The organism is Halopseudomonas sabulinigri, assembly GCF_900105255.1.
Taxonomy (GTDB): Bacteria; Pseudomonadota; Gammaproteobacteria; order Pseudomonadales; family Pseudomonadaceae; genus Halopseudomonas; species Halopseudomonas sabulinigri.
The window spans coordinates 3,621,505-3,642,859 of record NZ_LT629763.1 but is presented as its reverse complement, the minus strand read 5'-3'; the positions used below and the strand labels follow the sequence as shown (position 1 = coordinate 3,642,859).

Here is a 21,355-nt window from a genome sequence, read left to right as displayed (position 1 = left end):
AGTGTGACCATGACCCAGCCGATCAGCGAACTTCTGTTACAGCGCATTCTCGCCTACTGGGCCTGGAGCGGCGTGACCATAGACGCCGCCGCCCAGCAGCGAGCACTGGTCATCGTCACGCAGGCCCTGCAAGAACCCGCCGAGGAGCGTCTGAGCTTTTGTCTGCGAACGCTGCAGGCGGCCATGCCGCCGAGCCCTGAACTCGCTAACGCCTACCCGCCACTGCGCCGTGGCAGTATGCGCTACGGTGCCTACTGATGAACCACCCGGCCGAACTGCCCCCGGAAATAATGCAGCAGCGTCCGCGCTGGCGGCTGGCCGCGACCGTGCGTCGAGGCTTGCTGGCACTGGCGGTCTTGGCGCAAACGTTGATCGCAACCTACTTCATGCTGTCCGTGCTGCCCTACCACGGCGGCAATCTGGTCGAGGCCAGCATGGCGCTGGTGTTCTCCCTGCTATTTGCCTGGATCAGCGTCGGCTTCTGGATTGGCCTGATCGGTTTCTGCCTGCGTCGCTTCGGCGGTGATCCCCGCAGTTTGCTACGCCAGCAGGACGAAGCCACGCTACGCGGCACGCCGCTGGGCCGCACCGCCGTGGTCATGCCGATCTATCACGAGCCGGTTGGCCGTAGCCTCCAGGGGCTGAAAAGCGTGATTCTCAGCCTGCAACGCACCGGCAAACTGGCCGATTTCGATTTTTTCATCCTATCCGACAGCCGCGACCCCGATGTCTGGCTGGCCGAGCAGGCAGCCTGGCATGCGCTGCGTGAGGAGCTGGGATTAGAGGACCAGCTGTTTTACCGTCGCCGTCCGCTTAACCTGAATTACAAGAGTGGCAACATCGGCGACTTTCTGCGCCGCTGGGGCAAAGCCTACGACTACATGGTGGTGCTGGATGCCGACAGCCTGATGGCCGGCGAGACGCTGGTACGCATGGTGCAACTGATGCAGCGCCACCCGCAGGTAGGCATCTTGCAATCCAGCCCCAGCCTGCTCAACGGGCGCTCGCTGTTCGCCCGCCTGCAGCAGTTCTCCAATCAGCTGTACGGCCCGCTATTTACCACCGGCTTGGCCGCCATACAACTGGGCCATGCCGCATTCTGGGGCCACAACGCGATACTGCGCGTGCGCCCGTTCATGCAGCATTGCGGCTTGCGCAAGCTGCCCGGCTGGGGTCTGTTCAAGGGCCCGGTGCTCAGCCACGACTTTGCCGAGGCTGCCTACATGGGCCGCGCCGGTCTTGAGGTCTGGCTGGAACCGGAGCTGGCGCAAAGCTACGAAGAATCGCCCCCCACCCTGTCGGATGAACTCACCCGCGACCGCCGCTGGGCCAAGGGCAACCTGCAGCATCTGTGGCTGATGCTGTTCAGCCGCCGCCTGAAGCTGGCCCATCGCATGGCCTTCCTCAACGGCATCATGGGCTATGTAGCCTCACCCCTGTGGTTCACCTTTCTGGTGCTGACGACCATTGAAGTCGCCCGTCTGATTCTCTGGCCGATCAACTATTTTCCCGAGCAGAACCAGTTGTTCCCACTGTGGCCGGAATGGCATCCGCAGCGTGCGGTGTGGATGGTCAGCATCACCCTCACCCTGCTGTTTCTGCCCAAGTTTCTGGCCATTGCGGATGTGCTGCTGCGGGGGCGCAGAAAGGCTTTTGGTGGCGGTATAAAGCTGTTTTGCAGCGTCTTGCTGGAGATGCTGATTTCCGCTCTGCTGGCGCCCATCCGCATGCTGTCGCACTGCCGCTACGTATTGGAGGCACTGTTCAACGTCAACCTGCGCTGGGCCGGGCAGAATCGTAGCGGGGAGACCAGCTGGCTGGCGGCGGTGCTGAATCAGGGCATCGGCAGCCTGATGGCGTTGGCCTGGGCCGGCTTTGCCTGGTGGCTGGACCCCATGTTCTTTGTCTGGTCGCTGCCGGTTGCCCTGCCGCTGGTGCTGGCCGCACCCATTTTCGTATTGCTGAGCAAGGTCAGCTGGGGCGAAGGCCTGATGCGTAAGCGCTGGCTGCAGATCCCCGAAGAAGCCAGCGGCAGCAGCCTGCTCGACGACCTCGAAACCCCGAGCAATCTGTTGACGGCAGAGCAGCAGCCGGCCTTCAACGAGGCAATAGTGCATCCGCAAACCAACCGACTGCAGACCCGCCTGGCCCACGCCCCGCGCGCTCAGCGCCAGCAAAGTGAGCTGCAGCTGCTCGCCCAGCGCTGCCTGCAAGACGGTCCCGCCGCGCTATCCAGCGCAGAACGCAACCTGCTGGCCAGCGATGCCCGCTCCCTGCAGTGGCTGCATACCCAGGTTTGGCAGGCCGATCCGCAAAGCCGCTGGGGTCAGATATTGGCGCGGCGCATTCGCACCACCTGAACAGCTACTCTGGCAATACCCAGTTCAAGTAATTGCCGCAGAAAAGAACCCCTCCTTATCATTTATGGCGTTTTGCAATCGCGCAAACGCCTGTTCCCCGTCAGCCCTGCCGGTCGGTTAACCTCACCATAGGTCATTGGTTTGCAGGGCAAGGCAACCCCATTTCTGCAATCTGGCACTTGCCTGGATCTTGATTCCCGGCCGCCAAGGAGACAAAGCATGATCACACGCGCACTTGCGTTGCTGGCCGTCGGCTGCCTGTTCAGCAGCGCTGCCGCCGCCTTCAACGGCTACGTGGAGGTCACCAACGACACTGGCTATGACATCCACTACCTGTACGTCAGCCCGGCCCACGCCGGCGACTGGCAGGAAGACGTTCTCGACGAGGACATCCTGCCTGACGGCCATACCGTGCGCGTCACCGTGCGCAAGGCCAAGGGATCGGTGTACGACATTCGCGCCGAAGATGAAGACGGCGACACCTACACCCTCTGGGATGTAGATATCGCCAAGCGCGACGTAACCTTCACCCTGGATGACATCGACTGACCTACCCTCACCCGGCCAGCCACGCGGCAGGCCGGGCTGCTTAACCCGCCAGCCTTACCCTTTCTCTCGCGCCTCTCGCCTGCATACCCTTACCCACCGCTTATCCGTTGCAACAGCGCGAAGAAGCGCGCCTGGGCGATGAACTACCCGACAGCAACAGTCTCAAAGTACATAGGCTTCACCTGCGCAAGGGGCTCAACGCGCCTTTCTTCACCGCGCTATTGCACACAGTTCCAGGACACGGGTTTGTATTACATGAAAGCACCAAAGAAGCGCCAGATCAGCCTTAGATGGTTTGTTGCGCTGGCGTTTCTATCGCTCGGTATCTTGCTGGTGGTGGGCTACACCCTGCTGTCGATCAACTACTTTATCAACGGCATGGATGCATCCATGGGCCGCAATATGGGAAAGGTCGCGCAGAGTTATCTGACCGATCCGGCGACCGCCGCGCAACTGTTCGACGACTATCCGGTTACCAGCCAGTGGCGCGAACAGCCGCAGGCCATTCAGCAGGCCTTCGCCAGCCCACCGGAGCGCGAAGGCGTGCTCTATAAAGAGCTCGATCAACCAAACTTTCTGGCTAAACCCAGTGCGATTTACTTCGCCATCCGCTTTACCAGCCCTGCCGGCGATCGTTTCCTCAGCCATCAGGTGATACCCGGCGTAGAGCCACGCCTGCTGACCGAGCACCGCGGCAGCCTGAACACCCTGTTGCTGATCAGTCTGGGCAGTGCACTGACGCTGGGTTTGCTGATCTGGCTGGTGATGCGGCGGGTATCGCGGCCCATAAGCGCCCTCGGCAACTGGGCGCGCGGCCTGAACGAGCAAACCCTCAACCAGCCCCCGCCGGACTTTCACTATCCGGAGCTGAATGACTTTGCCGAACGGGTGCGCAGCAGCCTCAGTTCTGCACAGCACGGCCTGGCGCGCGAGCATCGTTTCCTGCGCCACACCAGCCACGAACTGCGCACCCCGATCAGCGTGGTACGCAACAACGTAGAACTGCTGAACCGGCTACAGGAGAGCAGTGATCAGCAGGTCGACCTGCGTCAGCTGCAGGCCATTGAGCGCATCGATGGGGCCAGCCAGTCCATGCTGCATCTGACCGAAACACTGCTGTGGTTGAGCCGCGACAATATGGACAGCCTGCCGGCCCAGCCAGTGCAGCTCGATACGCTGATGCACGAACTGGTAGAGCAGATGCGCTATTTGCTGCGCGGCAAGGACGTGGACGTGCAGGTCAAAACCGACCCTTACAGCATGAAGCTGGCTGAGGCGCCGGCGCGTATCGTGCTCGGCAACCTGATCCGCAATGCCTTCCAGCACAGCCGCGAAGGTCAGGTGAAAATTCTGCAACTGCACAACTGCGTACGCATCAGTAATACCCTGCCAAGCGATGAGAAAAATGCGGGCGAGGAGCTGGGGTTTGGCCTGGGGCAGCAGCTGACCACCCAACTGACCACCAAGCTGGGCTGGCGCTACAACAACCAGCGAAAGCAACGCCGCCAGTTGGCTGAGCTCTGGTTGCAGCCACCGCATGCCGACGCCGCGGCGCGCCGTGGCTGATCAGCGGCGCCGCAGGTAACGCTGATACAGCACCGCCAGGAGTGCAGTGAGCAGCGCAGGTAACAGGAGCGCCTTGAAGTGCAGCAGCGCATACACCAGCGCGCCCACAAGGCCGCCACTGATGAAGCCGCCAATCAACAGCAGAAACAGCAACAGCTTGCGCCGATCGAGCGCCTGACCACGCAGCCGTGCACCCAGCATCAACCCCAGATCGGTAAACAGCCCGGTGACATGGGTAGTCCGAATAATCGCGCCGCTGTAGGTGGTGACCATCGCATTTTGCAAACCACAGGCGGCGGAGGCCAGATAATGCCCCGCCACGCTGTTGTAATGCAGCGCCAGCATGGCAAGCACTAACAAGCCGGTCTCTACCCAGAGCGCCACGCCATAACGCCGCCCCGATTGCAGCGCGCTGCTGTCGATCAATACGCCGCTGAATACCGCGCCCAGCACAAAGCTCAACAGCACCAGCAGCAGGTGCAGCGCCGCCGCGGCGTCCAGGCGGGCCAGCTCCAGCCCAAGCAGGGTTGAAGTCCCGCTCAGATGCGATACCGCCTGATGGCTGAAACCCAGCAGGCCAATCGCATTGACGTTGCCCGCCACAAAGGCCAGGGCAAAGGCGCCGCCTTCAACCCAGCGCGGCAATCTGGAAATCATTCTTGTGCCCCCCGGTAAAATCCCATCTTATGCCAGCTGAGGCCGCCAGCCGGCTTTCTTTTGCCACGCGTCGCCAGACGTGGATATCCGGCGGCAAGTGCGGTTAGAATCGCTGTTTTTCGCCAATCGACAGGATAAAAACATGGGTCGCGCCTATCAGAACCGCAAAGAGTCCATGGCCAAAACGGCTGATGCCAAAACCAAGGTCTACAGCAAATACGCGCGTGAAATTTACGTCACCGCCAAATCCGGCGGCTTTGACCCCGACGGCAACCTGGCCCTGCGCGGCCTGATCGACCGCGCCAAGAAGGATCAGGTGCCTAGCCACGTGATCGACAAGGCCATCGACAAGGCCAAGGGCGGCGGCGGCGAAGACTTTTCCAAGGCGCGCTACGAAGGCTTTGGCCCAGGCAACTGCATGGTGATTGTCGACTGCCTGACCGACAACCCCAACCGCACCTTTGCCGACGTGCGCAACTGCTTCACCAAGACCAAGAGCAAGATCGGCACCGAGGGCAGCGTCAGCCACATGTTCGATCATTGCGCGATTCTGGCATTCAAGGGCGATGACGAAGAGGCTACGCTGGAAGCGCTGATGATGGCCGACGTGGATGTCACCGACATCGAGAACGAAGACGGCCTGATCACCGTGTTCACCCCCAGCACCGAATACTTCAAGGCCAAACAGGCGCTGACCGATGCCCTTGGTGAAATGGATTTTGAGGTCGACCTGATTCAGTTCCTGCCGCAGACCACCACCGAGATCAGCGGTGACGACGTGGCCATGTTCGAGAAGTTCACCGACATGCTCAACGAGCTGGACGACGTGCAGAACATCTACCACAACGCCGAGTTCTGACGCTCACGGGCGTCGCTCTGCGGCGCCCGGTCAGCTTTGCGAGCGCGACCACAGTAACAAGCCCGCCGCCAGCAAAGACAGCAGCAGTAGCGCCCCGCCGCTCAATCCTCCCCGCCGAGACGGCACCGCCAGCGCCTCCAACTCCCGTTGATGAAGCGCGGCAAAATCCAGTTGCTGTGCCGCCAGGGGCGCGCCCGTGTAGACGCACACCTTATGGGCGCCGGCGCCCAGCGCCAGCTCACGTAACACCCGGTGCTCCACCTCAGTAAGCCCGCCCTCCAGCTTCTCCATCGGGTGCATGATCACATTGGGTGAAGCGCGCAGGAAACGCTTGCCCACGGCTTTTTTCAGCATCAACTGCAAAAACTTTTCCGCCAGCGCGAAATCCGCCACCAACATGCGCGGATGATCAAACACCTTGAGCACCTCGCGGCCGTTCCCCGCGGGCAGCGCACTGGCCTCGCGCCCCACGGCCAGCACCTGCTTGACGCCCTTGGCGTCAGTCTCCAGGGCCAGCACGGTACGCTCGGTCAGTACCTGGGCGGTGCTGACATCGGTAATGCGCATCTCGTCGCTACCGAGTTGTACATAGTAGGTGGGCGTCAGCTTGCGCTGCAGACTTTTCAGCATCGTTACTTTGTTCCTGGGGTTTGGCTACTCGCCCTTGCCGCTGACAACCTTGAGCGGTTCCTCTTCGGCCTTATCCAGCTGTTTGCGCTCTTCACGCAATTGCTCCATGCGGTCCTTCAAGCGCTGCTTCTCGTCACCGTCCGCCTGCTTGGCCTGCTGCTCCAGCGCCTCCATGCTCTTCGCCAGCTCGGCCTTGCGCTGCTGTAACTGCTGCGCCAACTCGGCTTTATCAAACAGCACTTTCTCAGCGATTTTTTCCGGCGCGGCCTGCGGCGTCGCTGGACGGCTGCGGGCCGGCGCGGGAATGAAGCTGTAACCAGCATCAACCGGGCGCTGGTTCATGATGGTCGCCGACATGATTTCAATGCCCGCGCCGTGCAACTGATCGAGAATCGCCTTGTGCAAATTGGAGCGCGCGGTAATCAGCCCCTTGGCCTCCGGCAATACCCCCGAGACGCGGTAAGTGATGGCAAAGTTGCCCAATTCGAGAATCTGCACAAAAACGTCTTCCAGCTGGCTGCTCTGCGCTGCCTCGATCAGCAGCGGCTCGACCTGCGCGTGATGCACGTCATAACCCAATGACAACGAGGCAGACACCAGCGCGCCGTCGCTACGCAGCGCGGAGACCGGATTGGTGGTGAGGTAGGTATTGGGCAGCGCGATCAGCTCGCCGCTCTCGGACTGGATCTCGGTATCAAACAGACCGCGCTCGGCCACCCGACCGAAATGGCTGCCGACAGAGATAAAATCGCCGATGCCGAAGGGTTTGGTGATCCGCAGCAGAATCCCCGACGCCAGGTTGGCGAAAATGTTGCTGGAAGAAAAGGCGAACACGCCGGAGATCAACAAGCCCAGCAAGGCGATGATCTGGTTGCGCGACCCCTCGTTGACCGGCAGCGCCAGTACCACGGCTACCACGCCTACCAGGGTCAACCCCAGCATCACCAATTGGCGAGAGAACAGCTTCTCGTTACCCAGACCACCATGTCGGCGGATCAGCAGATAGTCTGCGCACCAGAGTACCAGCGCCACCACGAGCAGAGTTTCCAGCAGCGGTACGGCATGACCAATGGCGTCCATCACATCCTGCAGAAAAGCCACAGCGCCTCCATCCTTTCAAGAGTGTATTCAGCTCATGCACCGGCATGGCCTGGGTAGTACTTTTCGGCGTCGTCACGCCGGTACTGCTGGAATACTGCCACTTCCCAGGGGCGAATGGCCAATATCATGCTGACGCCGTAACGCTGCTCCAGCGGCAAGGCCAGGTCCTCCTGATGACTGTGGCGGAACTCCAGCGCCAGGCGCCGCAGCTTTTGCTGCATGGCTTCGTTGCTGCGTGGCGACAACATGCCGTTGAGAAACAGCCGCAGCTCGCCCGGCCGATTGAAGTGGCACTGAAAGAAATCGGCTTGCACCTGCGACTCGAAAAAGCGTTGGATGGGCCCGTTCTTCTGCCAATTGAAATCATGGCTGATCAGCGGCTTGATGCGGTTGCCCGGCAGCAGCTCGATCAATCCCATGCGATCCAGGCGCGCCAGCTTGCTGATGGCTTCGGGCTCGCTAAGGCGGTAGTTCTCCAGCATCTGCGCCAGGCTCCAGCGATTCAGCGCGCAGATGGCCACCAGCAGCAATTTGCTGTCGGAAACCAGTTCCTGCTCCTGCGCCGGGGCCAAAGCGTCAATGCGCATCTCCTGCTCCAGCCGCCTGACCAGATCGCTGATTTCCACCCCCAACAACGCGCATACCCGATCCAGCCGCTGCAGCGAGAACTGTCGTTCGGCAAACAGCCGCTTGACGCTGGCCTCCGACAGGTCGAGCGCCTGCGCCACCTGCAGGTAAGTTACGCCCTGCTCCTTCAGCAACTTCTTCAATACCTCAACGATTGCCGTGGTCTGCGCCATGCTCGTTAACCCATTCCGGAGAGAAAAAGTATTGCCTAGTAATACCCACGGCGCCCGCGAATGCAACTTTTGCGGTTTACCTCGCCTTCAGGTAGCGGTTAATGCAGATTGCCTTCCAGCGGCGACCAACCAGCCGCACTCATTCACTGCGAGGTAGCAAGCGATGGAAAACGAGATCAACAGCAACTCCAGCGGCTGGATATTCTTCGTCAAGGTGTCCTTTGCCGTGGCACTGCTGGCCACCGGCGCCGGCGTGATCTTCTCGCCTACTGATCTATTGGTGAAAGGCTATATGGCGGTCTGCGCGCTCTTTCTGGTCAGCACCACCATCACCCTGTCGAAGACGCTGCGCGACGAGCACGAAGGCAAACGCATTTACAACCGCATTTCCGACGCCCGCGCCCAACAACTGCTGAAAGAATACACGGAGTAATCGCCATGACGATCTGGAGAAAGGTAGGCACTTTATTTCGCGCCAGCGCACAGGAGCCGCTGGAACACCTGGTCGATGCCAACGCCCTGCGGATCATGGAGCAGGAGCTACGCGATACCGAGCAAGCCATGCTGCGTGCCAAGCGCGAGCTGGCCTGTCTGATGGCCAGCGGCAAGGAACTGCTGCGCAGCAACCAGCAACTCGGCGAGGCGTTGGCGCAGCGCGAAGAACAAGCCAGCCAAGCGCTGGAAAAAGGCGAAGCCGGGCTGGCTTACGAGCTGGCCGAGTGGATAGCCGCGCACGAGAACCAGCTGCAACAGCAGCGCCAGCAGGCCGAGCATCTGCGCCGACAGGAAACCAGTCTGCGCCAGCACCTGCGCGACGCCGCGCAAAGCCATCAACAATACCGCCGGGAATGGCAGCTGGCCCGGGCCAACCGCAACGCCGAACAGGTGCTGCGCAACCTCGGCGGCCATAAGCAGGGCCTGCACGCCCAGTTGGGCGACCTGGCCAGTTCACTGCAGCGTATTCGCCAACAGCAGCACCGCTTCAGCGACGTCGACAGCGCCCTGCGCGAACTGCAACAGGAAGACGACGGCAGCGCCCTGGACAGCAGACTGCAACGGGCCGGCATCAGCACTGGCGCCAGCGACGCGAATCAGGTACTGGCCAGGTTACGCAGCCAGCAGAACGGAACAGCCTAAGCCGCCCCTGCGCCGCCCGCACGATAACCGAGGGAGAGGCACGCCTTCCCTCGGATTTTTATTGCCTAATGCTCAAAAAACACTATTTAACCTATGCTTTAACGGCTGCCAGAGTATGACTTCATCTCAACAAGGACAGCCACCCATGCCCCGCCTGATCGCTTTAACCTTATTCGCGCTGCTATTCGGCAGCGCCGCCCAGGCGGCTGAGCGGCCGCAACATTTGCGCATCGCCCTGCTGATCACCGCGCAGTCGGCTGGCTCACCGGAAGCCTTCACCGTCAGCGGAGGGCGCTGGCGGACCGAGCGTAAACTGGTGCATACAGCGCTGCTGGTCGATCATCCACAGGGGCGCTTTCTCTTCGATAGCGGACTGGGCCGCGAGATCGACAGCGCCTTTGCCGCCAACAACTGGCTCAATCGCACGCTACTGGCCTACGAGCAGCTCGACCCGGCGTTGGATCAACTGGAACGGGCCGGTTACCAGGCCGAGGATATCGACTTCATCCTGCCCAGCCACCTACACTGGGATCATCTGGGCGGCCTGCCCGACTTCCCGCACACGCCCGTCAAGGTGCTGCCAAGCGGCCTGCAGGAAGCCCGCGAGCACGGCCAACGCCCAGCGTTTCTGCCAGAGCATTTGGCTGGCCCGCGCGAGTGGCAAACACTGTCATTGCGCGACACCCCCTATGCGGGTTTTGCCCGCAGCCTCGATCTGTTTGGCGATCAACGCCTGGTGGTGGTTGACCTTAGCGGACACACCGCCGGGCAGGTGGGACTGTTCGTCAACCTCGACTCCGGCCGCAGGCTGTTCTTCATTGGCGATACCAGCTGGACGCTACGCGGCGTGGAGCAGAACCGATCCCGGCCGCAGTTTGTGCAGTGGATTGCCCATGTCGACAGCGACCGTGAGGCCAATGCCCGGGTGTTGCAGCAGATTCACCAGTTGCACCAGCAGCAACCCGAGCTGTTGATCGTGCCGGCCCACGACGAGCAGGTCGCCCGGCAACTGGCTCATTTTCCACAATTCGAGGATTGACCATGGATTTGCGCAGTCTGCGCTACTTCTGCGCGGCGGCGGAGCTCGGCAGCATCACGGCGGCTGCCGAGCACTGCCATGTAGCACAACCCTCCATTTCCAATGCCATCGCGCAGCTGGAGGCGGAGTTTTCCCTGCGGTTGTTCAACCGCGGCCGCAAAGGCGTGACCCTGACGCCAGCCGGCAGCGACTTTCATCAGCAGGTGCGCCAACTGTTGCGTAATGCCGAACAGGTCGAGGCACGCTTCAAGCAGCGCCGGCGCAGCCCACTGCAGCTGGGCATTCAGCGTGAACTGGCCAGCCGCGATAGCGCCTGGCTGGTACAGCTGCTCAGCCGCAGCCTGCCAGACCATCAATTGGAGGTGCGCAGCCAACCACAAACACCACCCGCGCTCTGGCTGACCAGTGCGCGCCGTGTGCCGGCCGGCTATCGCTTCGTCAGCCTGCTAGATCAGCAATATCACCTGCTGGCACCACGCGGTTGGCCACTGCCCCAGCCGTTGACCCTGCAGGCGGCACTCGACTACCCGTGGATCGATCGACTCGATTGCGAGCAGCGCGCCGCCTTGCTCAGCCGCCTGCCGCAGCTGGCCGAGCACTGTCTGCTGCAGGTCGATACCGAAGACCTCGCCCTCAGCCTGGTACAGCATCAGCAGGGCGTGACCGTGATGGCCCTGGGTGACGATGCCGACAGCCTGCCAACGGACGTTCAACCGCACAGCCTGCACGGCCTGGTGCCGCCCGAACTACTTGACCGGCAGCTGGGCGTAGCGCTGCGTGACGATATTGATCCTGCTGTCGCGCAGGCGCTCGGACTGCCCTGAGCCGCCGGCGGCAGCAGCATTACACGCACCTGAGTGCTGCCGGAAAAGCGGAACGGATACAGCTATGCTGTAGTCCACCCGTTGCAGGTCTCCAGCCTTACCTGCAAATCGCCCAGAGGACCGCATGCCCAGCCACCGCCAGCAACTCTTTCTCACCGGCTCCATTCCCCGTGCCCTGCTCACCTTGGCCGTGCCGATCATGCTCGCCAATATTCTGCAGTCGGGTTACCAATTGACCGACGCCTTCTGGGTTGGCCGGCTGGGTGCCGACGCCGTCGCAGCGGTGTCGGTCAGTATGCCGGTGACCTTCCTGGTGATTGCCATGGGCTCGGGGCTGGCGATGGCCGGCGCGACCCTGACCGCGCAATACATGGGCGCCGGGCGTCCGGATCTGGTCAATCACGTGGCAGCGCAAACCATGCTGATGGTGACCATCACCTCCGTTGTGCTGGGCGCGATCGGTTTCATCCTGGCGCCACACCTACTGCGCCTGTTGGGCGTTACTGACGCGGTCTACGCCGGCGCGCTCGGCTTTATGCGGGTGTCGTTCATCTGCGTGATCTTCGTGTTCATCTACATCATGTTCCAATCGCTGATGCGCGGGGTGGGTCAGACCAGGGTGCCGCTGCTGATCGTGCTGGGTACGGTGATTCTCAACTTTGGCCTGGACCCGCTGTTCATCTTTGGCTGGGGCCCGCTACCGGGATATGGCGTAATGGGCGCCGCCATGGCGACGCTGACCACACAGGCGATAGCCGCCGGTATCGGCCTGATCATCTTTTTGCGCGGGCGGCACGGCATCCAGCTCGCCTGGCGCGGGCTGAAGCCGGATATGGTCTATATCCGCAAGGCGTTCTTCCTTGGTTTTCCGGGTTCGGTAGAACTGTCGACCCGTGGCCTGGGGCTGATGGTAATGTCCTTTCTGGTGGCCAGCTTCGGCACATTGACCATCGCCGCCTACGGTATCGGCTCCAACATACTGCAGGTCATCACCATCCCCGCCATGGGCCTGTCGATGGCAGTCTCCACGTTGGTGGGTCAGAACATGGGCGCGGGTAACGTGCAACGCGCCAGCAAGATCACCCAGTTGGCCGCGCTCTATGCGTTTATCGGCCTGAGTCTGGTGGGGCTGCTGGTGTATGCGGTGGCACCCCAGATTGTCGCCTTCTTCGTACCGGGCGATGCCGGCGTGATCAGCGAGGGCGCGCGCTTTATCCGCATCATGGCGCTGGCCTGGGGTGGAATCGGCATTCAGCTGTGCTTAGTGGCAGCGTTCCGCGCCTCGGGCAACATGGTCAGCGCCATGGTTATCGCCCTGGTGACCCAGTGGATGCTGCAGTTTCCGCTCGCGTATGTGCTATCCAAACACACTACGCTGGGCGCCGAGGGTATCTGGTGGTCCTTCCCGATCACCAACATTCTGGTCGCGGTCATTTCGTTGTGCTGGTTCGCCCGCGGCAGCTGGAAGAACACACGCCTGACCGAAGACGAACGCCAGACCGTCAAGGTGACTGACGAGGCCCTGAGCGAGGAAGGTTATCGGTGAGCCAGGTCATCTGTTTGCAAGCTGGCTCGGCTAGACTACCGACATGAAACACAGTGCCGATAAACCCGACCCTATTTTCCAGGCCGCCCGCAAACAGGTGCGCAAGGCGCTCAAAGCCCTGCCAGCGGATGCGACTCCCAGCGATGAAGATATTCACGCCATCCGCGTGTGCAGCAAAAAACTGCGTGCCCTGCTGCAGCTCTATCGTCCCGGCTGCGCCAAGGCAGACATCAAGCAGGTTGAGCAACGCCTGAAGCAACTGGCGGCTTCCTACGCCGGGCTGCGCGACGCCCACGTGCAGGAGAAAACCCTGGCCCGGCTGATTACCCGCCTGCCGCCGCAGCAGCAGGCCGCGATGCAGCCGCTGTTCGCCTACTTTGCTTCAGCGGCCAGTGCGGCCGGCAGCCAGATCACCCCCGAAGACCCGCACCAGGGCTTTGCCGAGATACTCGCCGACTGGCAAACCAGGCTGAAGCTCAAACACCGCAAGGATCCGGTTAAGGGGCTGGACTACACCTACAGACGCGCCCGCGCTCTGGCACTGGAAGCCCACGATGGCGGTGAAGATGAGACCTATCACCAGTGCCGCAAGTGGAGTAAGTACTACCTCTATCAGGCTCAGCTGCTCTGTAACCGCAAGGCCGCCAAAGCCAGCATCGAACTACTAAAACAGCTGGGCGAGCGGTTGGGCCTGTTTCAGGATCACTGCGTACTGGAAGACAGCCTGCAGAGTGAGGCCGCCCAGGTACCGGAGCTGGGCAACAGTGTGGCGCAGGTTCTGGTTGTACTTGAAGAACAGAAACAGGCAGACAAGGAACAGGCTCGCCAGCTGTTTGAGCAACTGTATCAGCAGCCCCACGTGCCACTGAGCTGCTGAGCCCGGCAAACGGACGACGATCCACGCTGGTTTTGCTTTGCTTATCGCGAGCTATGCTGTGCAATAACGCCTCTTACCAACAAACGCAGGAGCAGAGCAATGGATTGGCGCGGCCGAAAACAGAGCAGCAACGTGGAAGATCGCCGTGGCCAGGACGTACAGCGCGCCAGCGGTGGCGGCGCGGCCCTGCTGTTGGTGCGCTTTCTGCCGATGATGCTGCGCAGCAAGACCGGGCGCATCGTGCTGATTCTGGGCGCCGTGGTGATCTTTGGCGGCAAGATGCTCGGCATAGACATTCTGCCCATGCTGCTGGGCGGCGGCACCCAGAGCGTCAGCCAGAACCAACGCGAGATGAGCCCGCAGGAGCAGGAGCTGGCGCAGTTCGTCTCGGTGGTACTGGCCGATACCGAAACCACCTGGCACCAGTTGTTCAGCGCAGCGGGCAAGACTTATCAGGAGCCACGCCTGGTGCTGTTTTCCAACCGAGTGAACTCAGCCTGCGGCACCGCCAGTTCGGCGGTCGGGCCCTTCTACTGCCCCGGTGACAACCAGGTGTATCTCGACCTCTCGTTTTTCAACGACATGCGTCAGCAGCTCGGCGCGCCCGGCGACTTTGCTCAGGCCTACGTGATTGCCCACGAGGTCGGCCATCATGTGCAGAATCTGTTGGGCATCAGTCAGCAGGTTCGCCAGGCCGGCGCGGGCAAGTCGCAAGCCACGGTCAACGCCCTGTCAGTGAAGCAGGAGCTGCAAGCCGATTGCTTTGCTGGCGTCTGGGGTTACCACGCCGACAACCAGCGCCAGCTACTTGACCCTGATGACTTGGAAGAAGCGCTTACCGCTGCCTCAGCCATTGGCGATGATCGCCTGCAGCGCCAGGCCGGGCAGGATGTAGTGCCCGACAGCTTCACCCACGGCAGCTCGGCGCAGCGCGTGCGCTGGTTCAAGCGGGGTTTTGAGTCTGGTCAGGTGGCCGCCTGCGATACCTTTTCGGCCACCGCCAATTGACGCTCAGGGCAGCTGGGTACCCCGCCAACGGTCCCAACGGGCATTGACCCACAGCGACAGGCCGATCACCGCCGAGCCGGCGGCCAAGCGCGCAAGATCAGCGTCATGGTTCCAGATCACCAGGTTGACCACTAGCCCGGCGGGCACCAAGGCGTTATTCATCACCCCCAAGGTGCCGGCGTCGACCTGTGCCGCGCCGCGATTCCAGAAGAAGAATCCCAAGCCCGAGGCTACCAGCCCCAACCAGCCCAGCACACCCCACTGCAAGCTGGTGTGCGGCAGGCGGCTGTGATCCCCCAGCAACAGCCAGGCTGGCAATACCACCATGAAGGCGCCAATAAAAAATAAGCCAAAACCCTGCCACTGCACCCGCGCCGGCAGCTGGTAACGGCGCACCATGTGCGCGTAACCCACCTGCCCGGCGGCGAAGGTCAGGTTGGCCAGCTGCATGATCAGAAAGCCGCGCACGAAGCTGTCGCTCAGGCCGTCGTAGCGGATAATTCCCGCCCCCACCACGGCGATGCTCGCGGCCACCAGTGGCCCCAGGCTGAAGCGCCGGCGAATCAGGTTATCCACCAGCGCGATATGCAGCGGCGTGAAAATGGTAAACAGCAGCACTTCGGGAACTGAAATGTATTCGAACGAGAGATAGAGGCAGATGTAAGTCACACCGAACTGCAGCGCCCCCACCAAAAGGAGACCGCCGATCATCGGCCGCGGCAAGGCGCGCAGCCGCAACAGCGGCAGAAACAGCAGGCTGGCCAGTGCCGTGCGCGTGAGCACGGCGAAGTAGCTGTCGACCTGCCCCGCCAGGTATTCGCCAATCAGGCTGAAAGACAGTGCCCACAAAAGGGTAACCGCAATAAGAAAAGGCATGGGATCTCGCCGCACAAAAGACGCGAGTATACCGACATGCCCGCGCCGGCTCACGGCCTAGCGTCCGGCTTGCCGGTAACAGACCTATCTGCCAGACTATTTGCGCACTAAATGATCGCCTCGCGCGTATTTACCTCGCGCCTACATCGCCCGCTTTCGCACCAGGATACGCCCATGCCGAAGCCACAAACCTGCCCCGAGTTGATGCTGGACAACCAGCTGTGCTTCGCCCTGCACTCCACCTCACTGCTGATGACCAAAGTCTACAAGCCTCTGCTCAAAGCGCTGTCGCTGACCTACCCGCAGTATCTGGCGATGCTGGTGCTGTGGGAGGGCGATGGCATTACCGTAGGCGAGATCAGCAAGCGTTTGCTGACCGACCCCGGTTCGCTGACACCGCTACTCAAGCGCCTGGAGGCCGAAGGCCTGCTCAAGCGCCAGCGTAGCAGCCAGGATGAGCGCGTGGTCGAGTTGTTTCTGACGCCCGCTGGCGAAGCACTCAAGCAGCGCGCCAGGGCCGTGCCGCGCTGCATTGTCGAAGCCTCTGATCAATCGCTGGACGAGCTGGTCGATCTCCGCAATCAGTTACTCAACTTGCGTCAGTCGCTGCAGCGCAGTCTGGGCGGCAGCGACGACTGACCCCCTGAATCGATAAGTCGCGATCTGATCACACAGACTCTCCTGAAATTTTATCTTGCGCGCAAACTAAATTACGACTAATCTCCTTTTTTAGTTAGCGCGCAAATATATTGCGCAAAATTAAATGCACCGGGAGAAATACCATGTCTGTAGAAAACGTTGTGTACCGTGCTTACGCTGAAGCCACCGGCGGCCGTGACGGCCGCGCCATCTCATCCGACGGCGTGCTGGACGTCGAGCTGACCACGCCCAAAGAGCTGGGCGGCGCTGGCGGCAAGGGTACCAACCCGGAACAGCTGTTCGCCGCGGGTTACTCAGCCTGTTTTATCGGCGCCATGAAGTTCGTGGCCGGACGCGACAAACTGCCCATGCCGGCAGATGCGTCCGTTGAGGGTGTAGTCGGGATCGGTCAGATCCCCAACGGTTTTGGCATTGAAGTGGAGCTGCGCATCAGCCTGCCCGGGATGGACGATGCACAGGCCAGCCAACTGATCGATAGCGCGCACCAGGTTTGCCCGTACTCCAACGCTACCCGCGGCAACATCGACGTTACCCTGACCCGGGTGTGAGCCGCACAGTCCAGGCTCGGCTCAGCTATTGAGCCGGGCCTGTACCTGTTGATACCAGCGATAACCTATCCAGGCAGATGCCAGCAGATAGGGGAAGGCCCCCAACACCCACATGATCATGCCAGCCAGTTGCTGATCTTCCAGCGAGCGCTCCGGCCCATAGAGCGACGACTGGGCAAACGTCAACATGGCGCCAAGAAAGCCGGTGTGCATCAGGGTAAACAGCAGCGCAAACAGCGCCCAATGTACGCGGCGTGCGCTAGTTTTCAATACCGCCCACCAGAACAATCCGGCCGTCAGCAGAAAGCAGGCATGCTCGAACACATGCCACCAGGGATTATCCAGCGCCAGCACGTAGAAGCGCGGAACATGCCAGAACCAGATCACCAGCCCGTGCAAATAGGCGGTCAGCATCGGATGCTGGACCAGGCGCAGTGGCGGGTTCCAGACCACAGCGGCGTAGCGCCCTGCTCCACCGACGATCTGCGGCAACGGCCGCGCCAGCACCCACAGCGGTGCGATCACCACCATAAACAGCATGTGCTGCACCATATGCCAGCTGGTGCTGGTCTCCGCCCAGGTGTCGAGCGGCCCCAGCACAGCAGAGAACGCCAGCGCCATACCCAGGCTGAATAAGCCCAGCGACCAACATCCTGGGCGCACACGCCAGGCACCGACCAGATATAGCACCCAGGCCGCCGCCAATACCAGCGCACTTAGCAGCGCCGCCAACTGCTCATGCCCGCCGCCCGACACCGGGCTGTGCGCCCAGGCCGCTGGCGCAACCAGCATCATCAACACCAGGCCAAGGCGCAGCATCAGAGACAGGGCGCCATAACGACGCTGGGCAAGGTCAGTGCGAACGCGGCCAGGGCAGACGTCAGGTAAACGCCGGCGGCAATGCGCGCCACAAAGCGGCCGCTATCGGTACCCTGATCGCTCACCGGTGCCGCCCGCCAGCAGCGTCTGGCCAACCAAAGCAAAAACACCGCCAGCGCTGCTCCCAGCAGCAAAATCAGACCATTCAGCCAGGTCATGGCGCCGCGTTTTTCCGCTGGCGGGACCAGTTCACAGGCAACTGAGAGGCCGCCGTACAAGAGCACAAACCAGCCACTCCAGATCACCAGCCCAAACACCAGTTGGGCCGGATGCACAGGCAACCATGGCGACACTAGCCTGCCCCCCAGACCATCGGCAGCACAACGAATGCGGCGAAGCTCATCCAGAATACGCCAAGCGTATAAATCCAGAGCGGCTGTACCACCACCGGCTCATAGGGCAGCCGCAGGCTGACGTAGCCGATGCGCACACGCAGTGCCTGCAGCGCAGTGACAATCGACGCCAGGTTTCCATGCAGCAGCAGGTAATAGAGCATGACCGTGAGCACCGCGTCATGCGCGAGGTCACCCGGATTCAGCGGCGCTGAGATCAACACCCACACCAGCAGGCCAACGTGCAGCGCCCCCAGCCCGGTTGCCAGCCACAACGCGCCCTGCAGTGGCGCATCACTGCCATTGCGCAACTGCGCCACGCCGCGGCGATATACCACAACCGCCAGCACCAGCGCCGCTCCGCTGGCGAGCAGCGGCCACAGGCTGATTGGCGCTTGCGCGGGCATCGACCATTGCGGCGCCGCCGTCCACAGGTAGAACCAGCCGAACAACAGCGAGACGTAAAGGGTGCCGTTGGCCATCAGGCTGACCACCATGCCCCACAAGCCTGGACCGTCGAAGGTGCGCGAGTGCAAGGGCGGATCGACCGGGTCATCCTCGCGCCACGGTGACGCCACCGGATGCGCACCGTTATGCCAGCTCCAGCGCAAGGCAAAGAACAACACGCCGCACAGGGCAATCAACGCCGCCGTATAGGCCTTGACCAGCAAGCTGATGCACACCACCGCGATCACCGCTGCGGTTTGCAATGGCAGCCAGGAGTTGGTGGGCAGGTGGATCACCTCGCGTACCCTGCCGGTGATGGCGTCCGAGCCAAAAATATCGCGCCGCTCGTACATCACCTCACCCAAACCATGGTGTCCCTGTTCAATAGTGTGCGGCAGATCCGGGTGCTCCCACATCGGATGCCGGGTGTCGATATCGGGCAGGCTGGCAAAATTGTAGGCACTGGCCGGCATTGGCGTGGCCCATTCCAGGGTATCTGCGTTCCAGGGGTTGCACTCTGCCTTGCGACCAAAGCGAAAGTGCAGCGTGATATCCAGAATGATCACCGCCACCCCGATGGCCATGACAAAACCGCCAACCGACGACAACAAGTTCAGCCAACCCCAGCCCATCTCGGCGTCATAGGTGTACACCCGTCGTGGCATCCCCAGCAGACCGGTGAGATGCATCAGCAGAAAGGTCATGTTGAAACCGCCGAAAAACAGCCAGAACCCCCAGCGCCCCAGCGTATCCGAGGGCATGCGCCCAGACACGTGGGGCAGCCAGTAGTAGAAACCGGCCACCAGCGGAAACAACATGCCGCCCACCAGTACATAGTGCATATGGGCGACCACAAAATGGGTGTCATGCACCTGCCAGTTGAATGGCACAAGCGCCAGCATCACCCCGGTCAGGCCGCCGGCTACAAACACCATCAAAAAACCGCACACCCAGAGCATCGGCAGGCGAAACGCCACCTTGCCGGTCCACAATGTGGCCAGCCAGGCGAAAATCTGAATAGCGGTAGGAATCGCCACCAGCATGCTGGCAATCGAGAAAAACGCCAACGCCAGCTGCGGAATGCCGACGGTAAACATGTGGTGTACCCAAAGCCCGAAACTGATGAAGCCCATAACAATGATCGCCAGCACTATCCAGCGATAACCCACCAGCGGGCGCTGGGCAAACACCGGGATCAGGGTTGAGACAATGCCCGCAGCGGGCAGGAAGATGATGTAGACCTCGGGGTGGCCGAACAACCAGAACAGGTGCTGCCAGAGCAGCGGATCGCCGCCGCCCGCCACATCGAAGAATACCCAACCGGCGGCGCGCTCAAGCTCGAGCAGGATGCTGCCCAGAATCAGCGGTGGAAAGCCGAAGATGATCATCAGCGCCATCGCCAATATGTACCAACAGAAGATCGGCATCTTGTTCAATGCCATGCCGTTGGCCCGGGTGCGCAGAATGGATACCACCAGCTCCACCCCGGCGGAAATCGCCGAGATTTCCACGAAGGTGATCCCCAGCAACCAGAAGTCCGGGCCCTTGCCCGGCGAAAACTCGGCGTTACTCAGTGGCGTGTACATGAACCAGCCGGCATCCGGCGCTATCTGCAGCACCAGGCTCGAGAGAATGATCAGGCCGCCAAACAGGTAACAGTAATAACCAAGTGCACTGAGCCTGGGGAACACCAGGTCCCGTGTGCCTATCATCTTGGGAATGAGGTACATGGCGGCGCCTTCCAGCACCGGAATCGCAAACAGGAACATCATCACCGTGCCATGCATGGTGAACAGCTGGTTGTAGAGTTCAGGGCCGATAATGTCCTGCTCGGGCAGGGCCAACTGGGTGCGCACCAGCATCGCCAACAGGCCGCCAACCAGAAAGAAGCCCAGCCCGGTTACCAGAAAACGTAATCCAACCGTGGTGTGATTGACTGCAGACCCGGCGCGCCATCCCGGCTGGTTACCCCAGACGCGCTCAAGCTCTTCGTGCAGGTCTTCTGCCGGTTGGTTGGTGCGATTAGTCATTGGCTTGTTCCTGCTGCAGCCAGGCTTCGAATTCCGCCGGCGTGTGAGCTTCGACAGTAAAATGCATGCGCGCATGACCCACACCGCAGAACTCGCTGCACATACCGTGATAGGTTCCGGGTGCATCGGCTTCCAGCCGCAGCACATTGGTGCGACCAGGGAACATATCCATCTTGCCGGCCAGGCGCGGCACCCAGAACGAATGCACCACATCCTCGCTGATCAGGTGCAGATTGACTGGTTGGCCCGCCGGGATATGCAGCTTGTCTTTCAACACCACGCCACTCTCCGGATAGCGCACCTCCCACCACCACTGATGCGCCACCACCTCAATGCGTAGCGGTTGGCCCTCGGCCAGCGGCAGCGCCAGCATGCGCTGGCCCAGTGCGATACCCACCACCAGCACCACACTGATACTGAGGATCGGCAATATGAGACCGCCACCAACCACCCAACGGTTCTGCAGCCGCTGCGCCTCTCGGTCACTGACTTGCCCTGGTTCGCGGCGCAGTGCATGCAGCCACAGCAACACCAGAGCCACCAGCACGAACCCGAAAAAGGCAAACATGCCCCACCATAGCCAGGCGCTGGCCTGGGCGCTGGGGCCTGCCGGCTGCAGGGTCGACATGG

The 21,355-nt window shown here is 61.5% G+C and carries 23 protein-coding genes; 14 read left to right on the top strand and 9 right to left on the bottom strand.

The genetic code is table 11. From position 1 onward, the window contains the following. The first annotated feature begins 9 nt into the window (after positions 1-9). From BLU26_RS16665 to BLU26_RS16650, 4 genes are all read left to right on the top strand, one after another. The gene (locus tag BLU26_RS16665) at positions 10-258 is read left to right on the top strand and encodes a hypothetical protein (protein ID WP_092287972.1); all 249 of its coding nucleotides are present in this window, start codon (positions 10-12) and stop codon (positions 256-258) included. Further along, complete coding sequence (mdoH, locus tag BLU26_RS16660) at positions 258-2,360, top strand: glucans biosynthesis glucosyltransferase MdoH (protein ID WP_197674504.1); 2,103 nt, start codon at positions 258-260, stop codon at positions 2,358-2,360. The genes BLU26_RS16665 and mdoH overlap by 1 nt, the downstream gene beginning before the upstream one ends. 219 nt (positions 2,361-2,579) lie before the next feature. Further along, on the top strand, positions 2,580-2,909 hold the full coding sequence (locus BLU26_RS16655) for a hypothetical protein (protein WP_092287971.1): 330 nt from the start codon (positions 2,580-2,582) through the stop codon (positions 2,907-2,909). 255 nt (positions 2,910-3,164) lie between these two features. Beyond that, positions 3,165-4,475 carry a sensor histidine kinase gene (locus BLU26_RS16650; RefSeq protein ID WP_092287970.1) on the top strand — a complete coding sequence of 437 codons (1,311 nt, stop codon included), beginning with the start codon at positions 3,165-3,167 and terminating at the stop codon, positions 4,473-4,475. Here BLU26_RS16650 and BLU26_RS16645 read toward each other — a convergent pair whose 3' ends face one another. Next, a complete protein-coding gene (locus tag BLU26_RS16645) occupies positions 4,476-5,132 on the bottom strand; it encodes a YoaK family protein (RefSeq protein ID WP_092287969.1) in 657 nt (218 codons plus the stop codon). It abuts the gene before it with no gap. A gap of 142 nt (positions 5,133-5,274) precedes the next feature. Between BLU26_RS16645 and BLU26_RS16640 the strand changes: the two genes are divergently transcribed. Beyond that, positions 5,275-5,991: a YebC/PmpR family DNA-binding transcriptional regulator gene (locus BLU26_RS16640; protein WP_092287968.1), complete on the top strand. Its 717-nt coding sequence runs from the start codon at positions 5,275-5,277 to the stop codon at positions 5,989-5,991. 30 nt (positions 5,992-6,021) lie between these two features. Here BLU26_RS16640 and BLU26_RS16635 read toward each other — a convergent pair whose 3' ends face one another. The 3 genes from BLU26_RS16635 to BLU26_RS16625 are packed head-to-tail and all read right to left on the bottom strand — an operon-like array spanning position 6,022 to position 8,522. Next, complete coding sequence (locus BLU26_RS16635; RefSeq protein WP_092287967.1) at positions 6,022-6,621, bottom strand: rod shape-determining protein; 600 nt, start codon at positions 6,619-6,621, stop codon at positions 6,022-6,024. A 24-nt stretch (positions 6,622-6,645) separates the two neighbouring features. Beyond that, positions 6,646-7,722 (bottom strand): mechanosensitive ion channel domain-containing protein, encoded by a 1,077-nt coding sequence (locus BLU26_RS16630; protein WP_197674503.1) that lies wholly within the window; start codon positions 7,720-7,722, stop codon positions 6,646-6,648. Positions 7,723-7,754: 32 nt separating this feature from the next. After that, entirely contained in the window at positions 7,755-8,522 is a 768-nt protein-coding gene (locus BLU26_RS16625) for a helix-turn-helix domain-containing protein (protein ID WP_092287966.1), read from the bottom strand. 163 nt (positions 8,523-8,685) lie between these two features. On the opposite strand from BLU26_RS16625, the gene BLU26_RS16620 reads away from it, so the two are divergent. The 7 genes from BLU26_RS16620 (at position 8,686) to ypfJ (ending at position 14,953) form a co-directional block, all read left to right on the top strand. Beyond that, positions 8,686-8,955, top strand: coding sequence for a YiaA/YiaB family inner membrane protein (locus BLU26_RS16620; protein ID WP_092287965.1), 270 nt, complete (start codon positions 8,686-8,688; stop codon positions 8,953-8,955). Between the two features lie 5 nt (positions 8,956-8,960). Next, a complete protein-coding gene (locus tag BLU26_RS16615) occupies positions 8,961-9,659 on the top strand; it encodes a PspA/IM30 family protein (RefSeq protein WP_092287964.1) in 699 nt (232 codons plus the stop codon). Between the two features lie 145 nt (positions 9,660-9,804). Then, positions 9,805-10,698 (top strand): MBL fold metallo-hydrolase, encoded by an 894-nt coding sequence (locus BLU26_RS16610; protein ID WP_157719392.1) that lies wholly within the window; start codon positions 9,805-9,807, stop codon positions 10,696-10,698. A 2-nt stretch (positions 10,699-10,700) separates the two neighbouring features. Continuing rightward, entirely contained in the window at positions 10,701-11,522 is an 822-nt protein-coding gene (locus tag BLU26_RS16605) for a LysR family transcriptional regulator (RefSeq protein ID WP_092287962.1), read from the top strand. Positions 11,523-11,646: 124 nt separating this feature from the next. After that, on the top strand, positions 11,647-13,068 hold the full coding sequence (locus BLU26_RS16600; RefSeq protein WP_092287961.1) for an MATE family efflux transporter: 1,422 nt from the start codon (positions 11,647-11,649) through the stop codon (positions 13,066-13,068). Positions 13,069-13,111: 43 nt separating this feature from the next. Next, positions 13,112-13,945, top strand: coding sequence for a CHAD domain-containing protein (locus tag BLU26_RS16595; RefSeq protein ID WP_092287960.1), 834 nt, complete (start codon positions 13,112-13,114; stop codon positions 13,943-13,945). A 99-nt stretch (positions 13,946-14,044) separates the two neighbouring features. Next, positions 14,045-14,953: a KPN_02809 family neutral zinc metallopeptidase gene (gene ypfJ, locus BLU26_RS16590; RefSeq protein WP_092287959.1), complete on the top strand. Its 909-nt coding sequence runs from the start codon at positions 14,045-14,047 to the stop codon at positions 14,951-14,953. A gap of 3 nt (positions 14,954-14,956) precedes the next feature. Here the strand turns inward: ypfJ and BLU26_RS16585 are convergent, their stop codons facing one another. Beyond that, positions 14,957-15,829: a carboxylate/amino acid/amine transporter gene (locus tag BLU26_RS16585; protein ID WP_092287958.1), complete on the bottom strand. Its 873-nt coding sequence runs from the start codon at positions 15,827-15,829 to the stop codon at positions 14,957-14,959. Between the two features lie 174 nt (positions 15,830-16,003). Here BLU26_RS16585 and BLU26_RS16580 point away from each other — a divergent pair, with 174 nt between their 5' ends. Both BLU26_RS16580 and BLU26_RS16575 read left to right on the top strand, forming a co-directional pair. Further along, positions 16,004-16,468, top strand: a complete 465-nt coding sequence (locus tag BLU26_RS16580) for a MarR family winged helix-turn-helix transcriptional regulator (protein WP_092287957.1) — start codon at positions 16,004-16,006, stop codon at positions 16,466-16,468. A 143-nt stretch (positions 16,469-16,611) separates the two neighbouring features. Beyond that, the gene (locus BLU26_RS16575; protein WP_092287956.1) at positions 16,612-17,037 is read left to right on the top strand and encodes an organic hydroperoxide resistance protein; all 426 of its coding nucleotides are present in this window, start codon (positions 16,612-16,614) and stop codon (positions 17,035-17,037) included. Between the two features lie 21 nt (positions 17,038-17,058). Here BLU26_RS16575 and BLU26_RS16570 read toward each other — a convergent pair whose 3' ends face one another. The 4 genes from BLU26_RS16570 to coxB are packed head-to-tail and all read right to left on the bottom strand — an operon-like array spanning position 17,059 to position 21,353. After that, positions 17,059-17,856 carry a cytochrome c oxidase assembly protein gene (locus BLU26_RS16570; RefSeq protein WP_092287955.1) on the bottom strand — a complete coding sequence of 266 codons (798 nt, stop codon included), beginning with the start codon at positions 17,854-17,856 and terminating at the stop codon, positions 17,059-17,061. After that, positions 17,856-18,209 (bottom strand): hypothetical protein, encoded by a 354-nt coding sequence (locus tag BLU26_RS16565; protein ID WP_231701968.1) that lies wholly within the window; start codon positions 18,207-18,209, stop codon positions 17,856-17,858. The genes BLU26_RS16570 and BLU26_RS16565 overlap by 1 nt, the downstream gene beginning before the upstream one ends. Beyond that, positions 18,209-20,725: a cytochrome c oxidase subunit I gene (gene ctaD, locus BLU26_RS16560; RefSeq protein WP_092287953.1), complete on the bottom strand. Its 2,517-nt coding sequence runs from the start codon at positions 20,723-20,725 to the stop codon at positions 18,209-18,211. The genes BLU26_RS16565 and ctaD overlap by 1 nt, the downstream gene beginning before the upstream one ends. Beyond that, positions 20,718-21,353 carry a cytochrome c oxidase subunit II gene (gene coxB, locus BLU26_RS16555; RefSeq protein ID WP_197674502.1) on the bottom strand — a complete coding sequence of 212 codons (636 nt, stop codon included), beginning with the start codon at positions 21,351-21,353 and terminating at the stop codon, positions 20,718-20,720. Before coxB ends, ctaD begins: the two co-directional genes overlap by 8 nt. Positions 21,354-21,355: the final 2 nt, after the last annotated feature.

Excerpts from the sequence above, each read along its gene's own strand:
- BLU26_RS16665 (WP_092287972.1), top strand. The coding sequence starts at position 10 with ATGACCCAGCCGATCAGCGAACTTCTGTTACAGCGCATTCTCGCCTAC.
- mdoH (WP_197674504.1), top strand. The coding sequence starts at position 258 with ATGAACCACCCGGCCGAACTGCCCCCGGAAATAATGCAGCAGCGTCCG.
- BLU26_RS16655 (WP_092287971.1), top strand. The coding sequence starts at position 2,580 with ATGATCACACGCGCACTTGCGTTGCTGGCCGTCGGCTGCCTGTTCAGC.
- BLU26_RS16650 (WP_092287970.1), top strand. The coding sequence starts at position 3,165 with ATGAAAGCACCAAAGAAGCGCCAGATCAGCCTTAGATGGTTTGTTGCG.
- BLU26_RS16645 (WP_092287969.1), bottom strand. The coding sequence starts at position 5,132 with ATGATTTCCAGATTGCCGCGCTGGGTTGAAGGCGGCGCCTTTGCCCTG.
- BLU26_RS16640 (WP_092287968.1), top strand. The coding sequence starts at position 5,275 with ATGGGTCGCGCCTATCAGAACCGCAAAGAGTCCATGGCCAAAACGGCT.
- BLU26_RS16635 (WP_092287967.1), bottom strand. The coding sequence starts at position 6,621 with ATGCTGAAAAGTCTGCAGCGCAAGCTGACGCCCACCTACTATGTACAA.
- BLU26_RS16625 (WP_092287966.1), bottom strand. The coding sequence starts at position 8,522 with ATGGCGCAGACCACGGCAATCGTTGAGGTATTGAAGAAGTTGCTGAAG.
- BLU26_RS16620 (WP_092287965.1), top strand. The coding sequence starts at position 8,686 with ATGGAAAACGAGATCAACAGCAACTCCAGCGGCTGGATATTCTTCGTC.
- BLU26_RS16615 (WP_092287964.1), top strand. The coding sequence starts at position 8,961 with ATGACGATCTGGAGAAAGGTAGGCACTTTATTTCGCGCCAGCGCACAG.
- BLU26_RS16610 (WP_157719392.1), top strand. The coding sequence starts at position 9,805 with ATGCCCCGCCTGATCGCTTTAACCTTATTCGCGCTGCTATTCGGCAGC.
- BLU26_RS16605 (WP_092287962.1), top strand. The coding sequence starts at position 10,701 with ATGGATTTGCGCAGTCTGCGCTACTTCTGCGCGGCGGCGGAGCTCGGC.
- BLU26_RS16600 (WP_092287961.1), top strand. The coding sequence starts at position 11,647 with ATGCCCAGCCACCGCCAGCAACTCTTTCTCACCGGCTCCATTCCCCGT.
- BLU26_RS16595 (WP_092287960.1), top strand. The coding sequence starts at position 13,112 with ATGAAACACAGTGCCGATAAACCCGACCCTATTTTCCAGGCCGCCCGC.
- ypfJ (WP_092287959.1), top strand. The coding sequence starts at position 14,045 with ATGGATTGGCGCGGCCGAAAACAGAGCAGCAACGTGGAAGATCGCCGT.
- BLU26_RS16585 (WP_092287958.1), bottom strand. The coding sequence starts at position 15,829 with ATGCCTTTTCTTATTGCGGTTACCCTTTTGTGGGCACTGTCTTTCAGC.
- BLU26_RS16580 (WP_092287957.1), top strand. The coding sequence starts at position 16,004 with ATGCCGAAGCCACAAACCTGCCCCGAGTTGATGCTGGACAACCAGCTG.
- BLU26_RS16575 (WP_092287956.1), top strand. The coding sequence starts at position 16,612 with ATGTCTGTAGAAAACGTTGTGTACCGTGCTTACGCTGAAGCCACCGGC.
- BLU26_RS16570 (WP_092287955.1), bottom strand. The coding sequence starts at position 17,856 with ATGCTGCGCCTTGGCCTGGTGTTGATGATGCTGGTTGCGCCAGCGGCC.
- ctaD (WP_092287953.1), bottom strand. The coding sequence starts at position 20,725 with ATGACTAATCGCACCAACCAACCGGCAGAAGACCTGCACGAAGAGCTT.
- coxB (WP_197674502.1), bottom strand. The coding sequence starts at position 21,353 with ATGTCGACCCTGCAGCCGGCAGGCCCCAGCGCCCAGGCCAGCGCCTGG.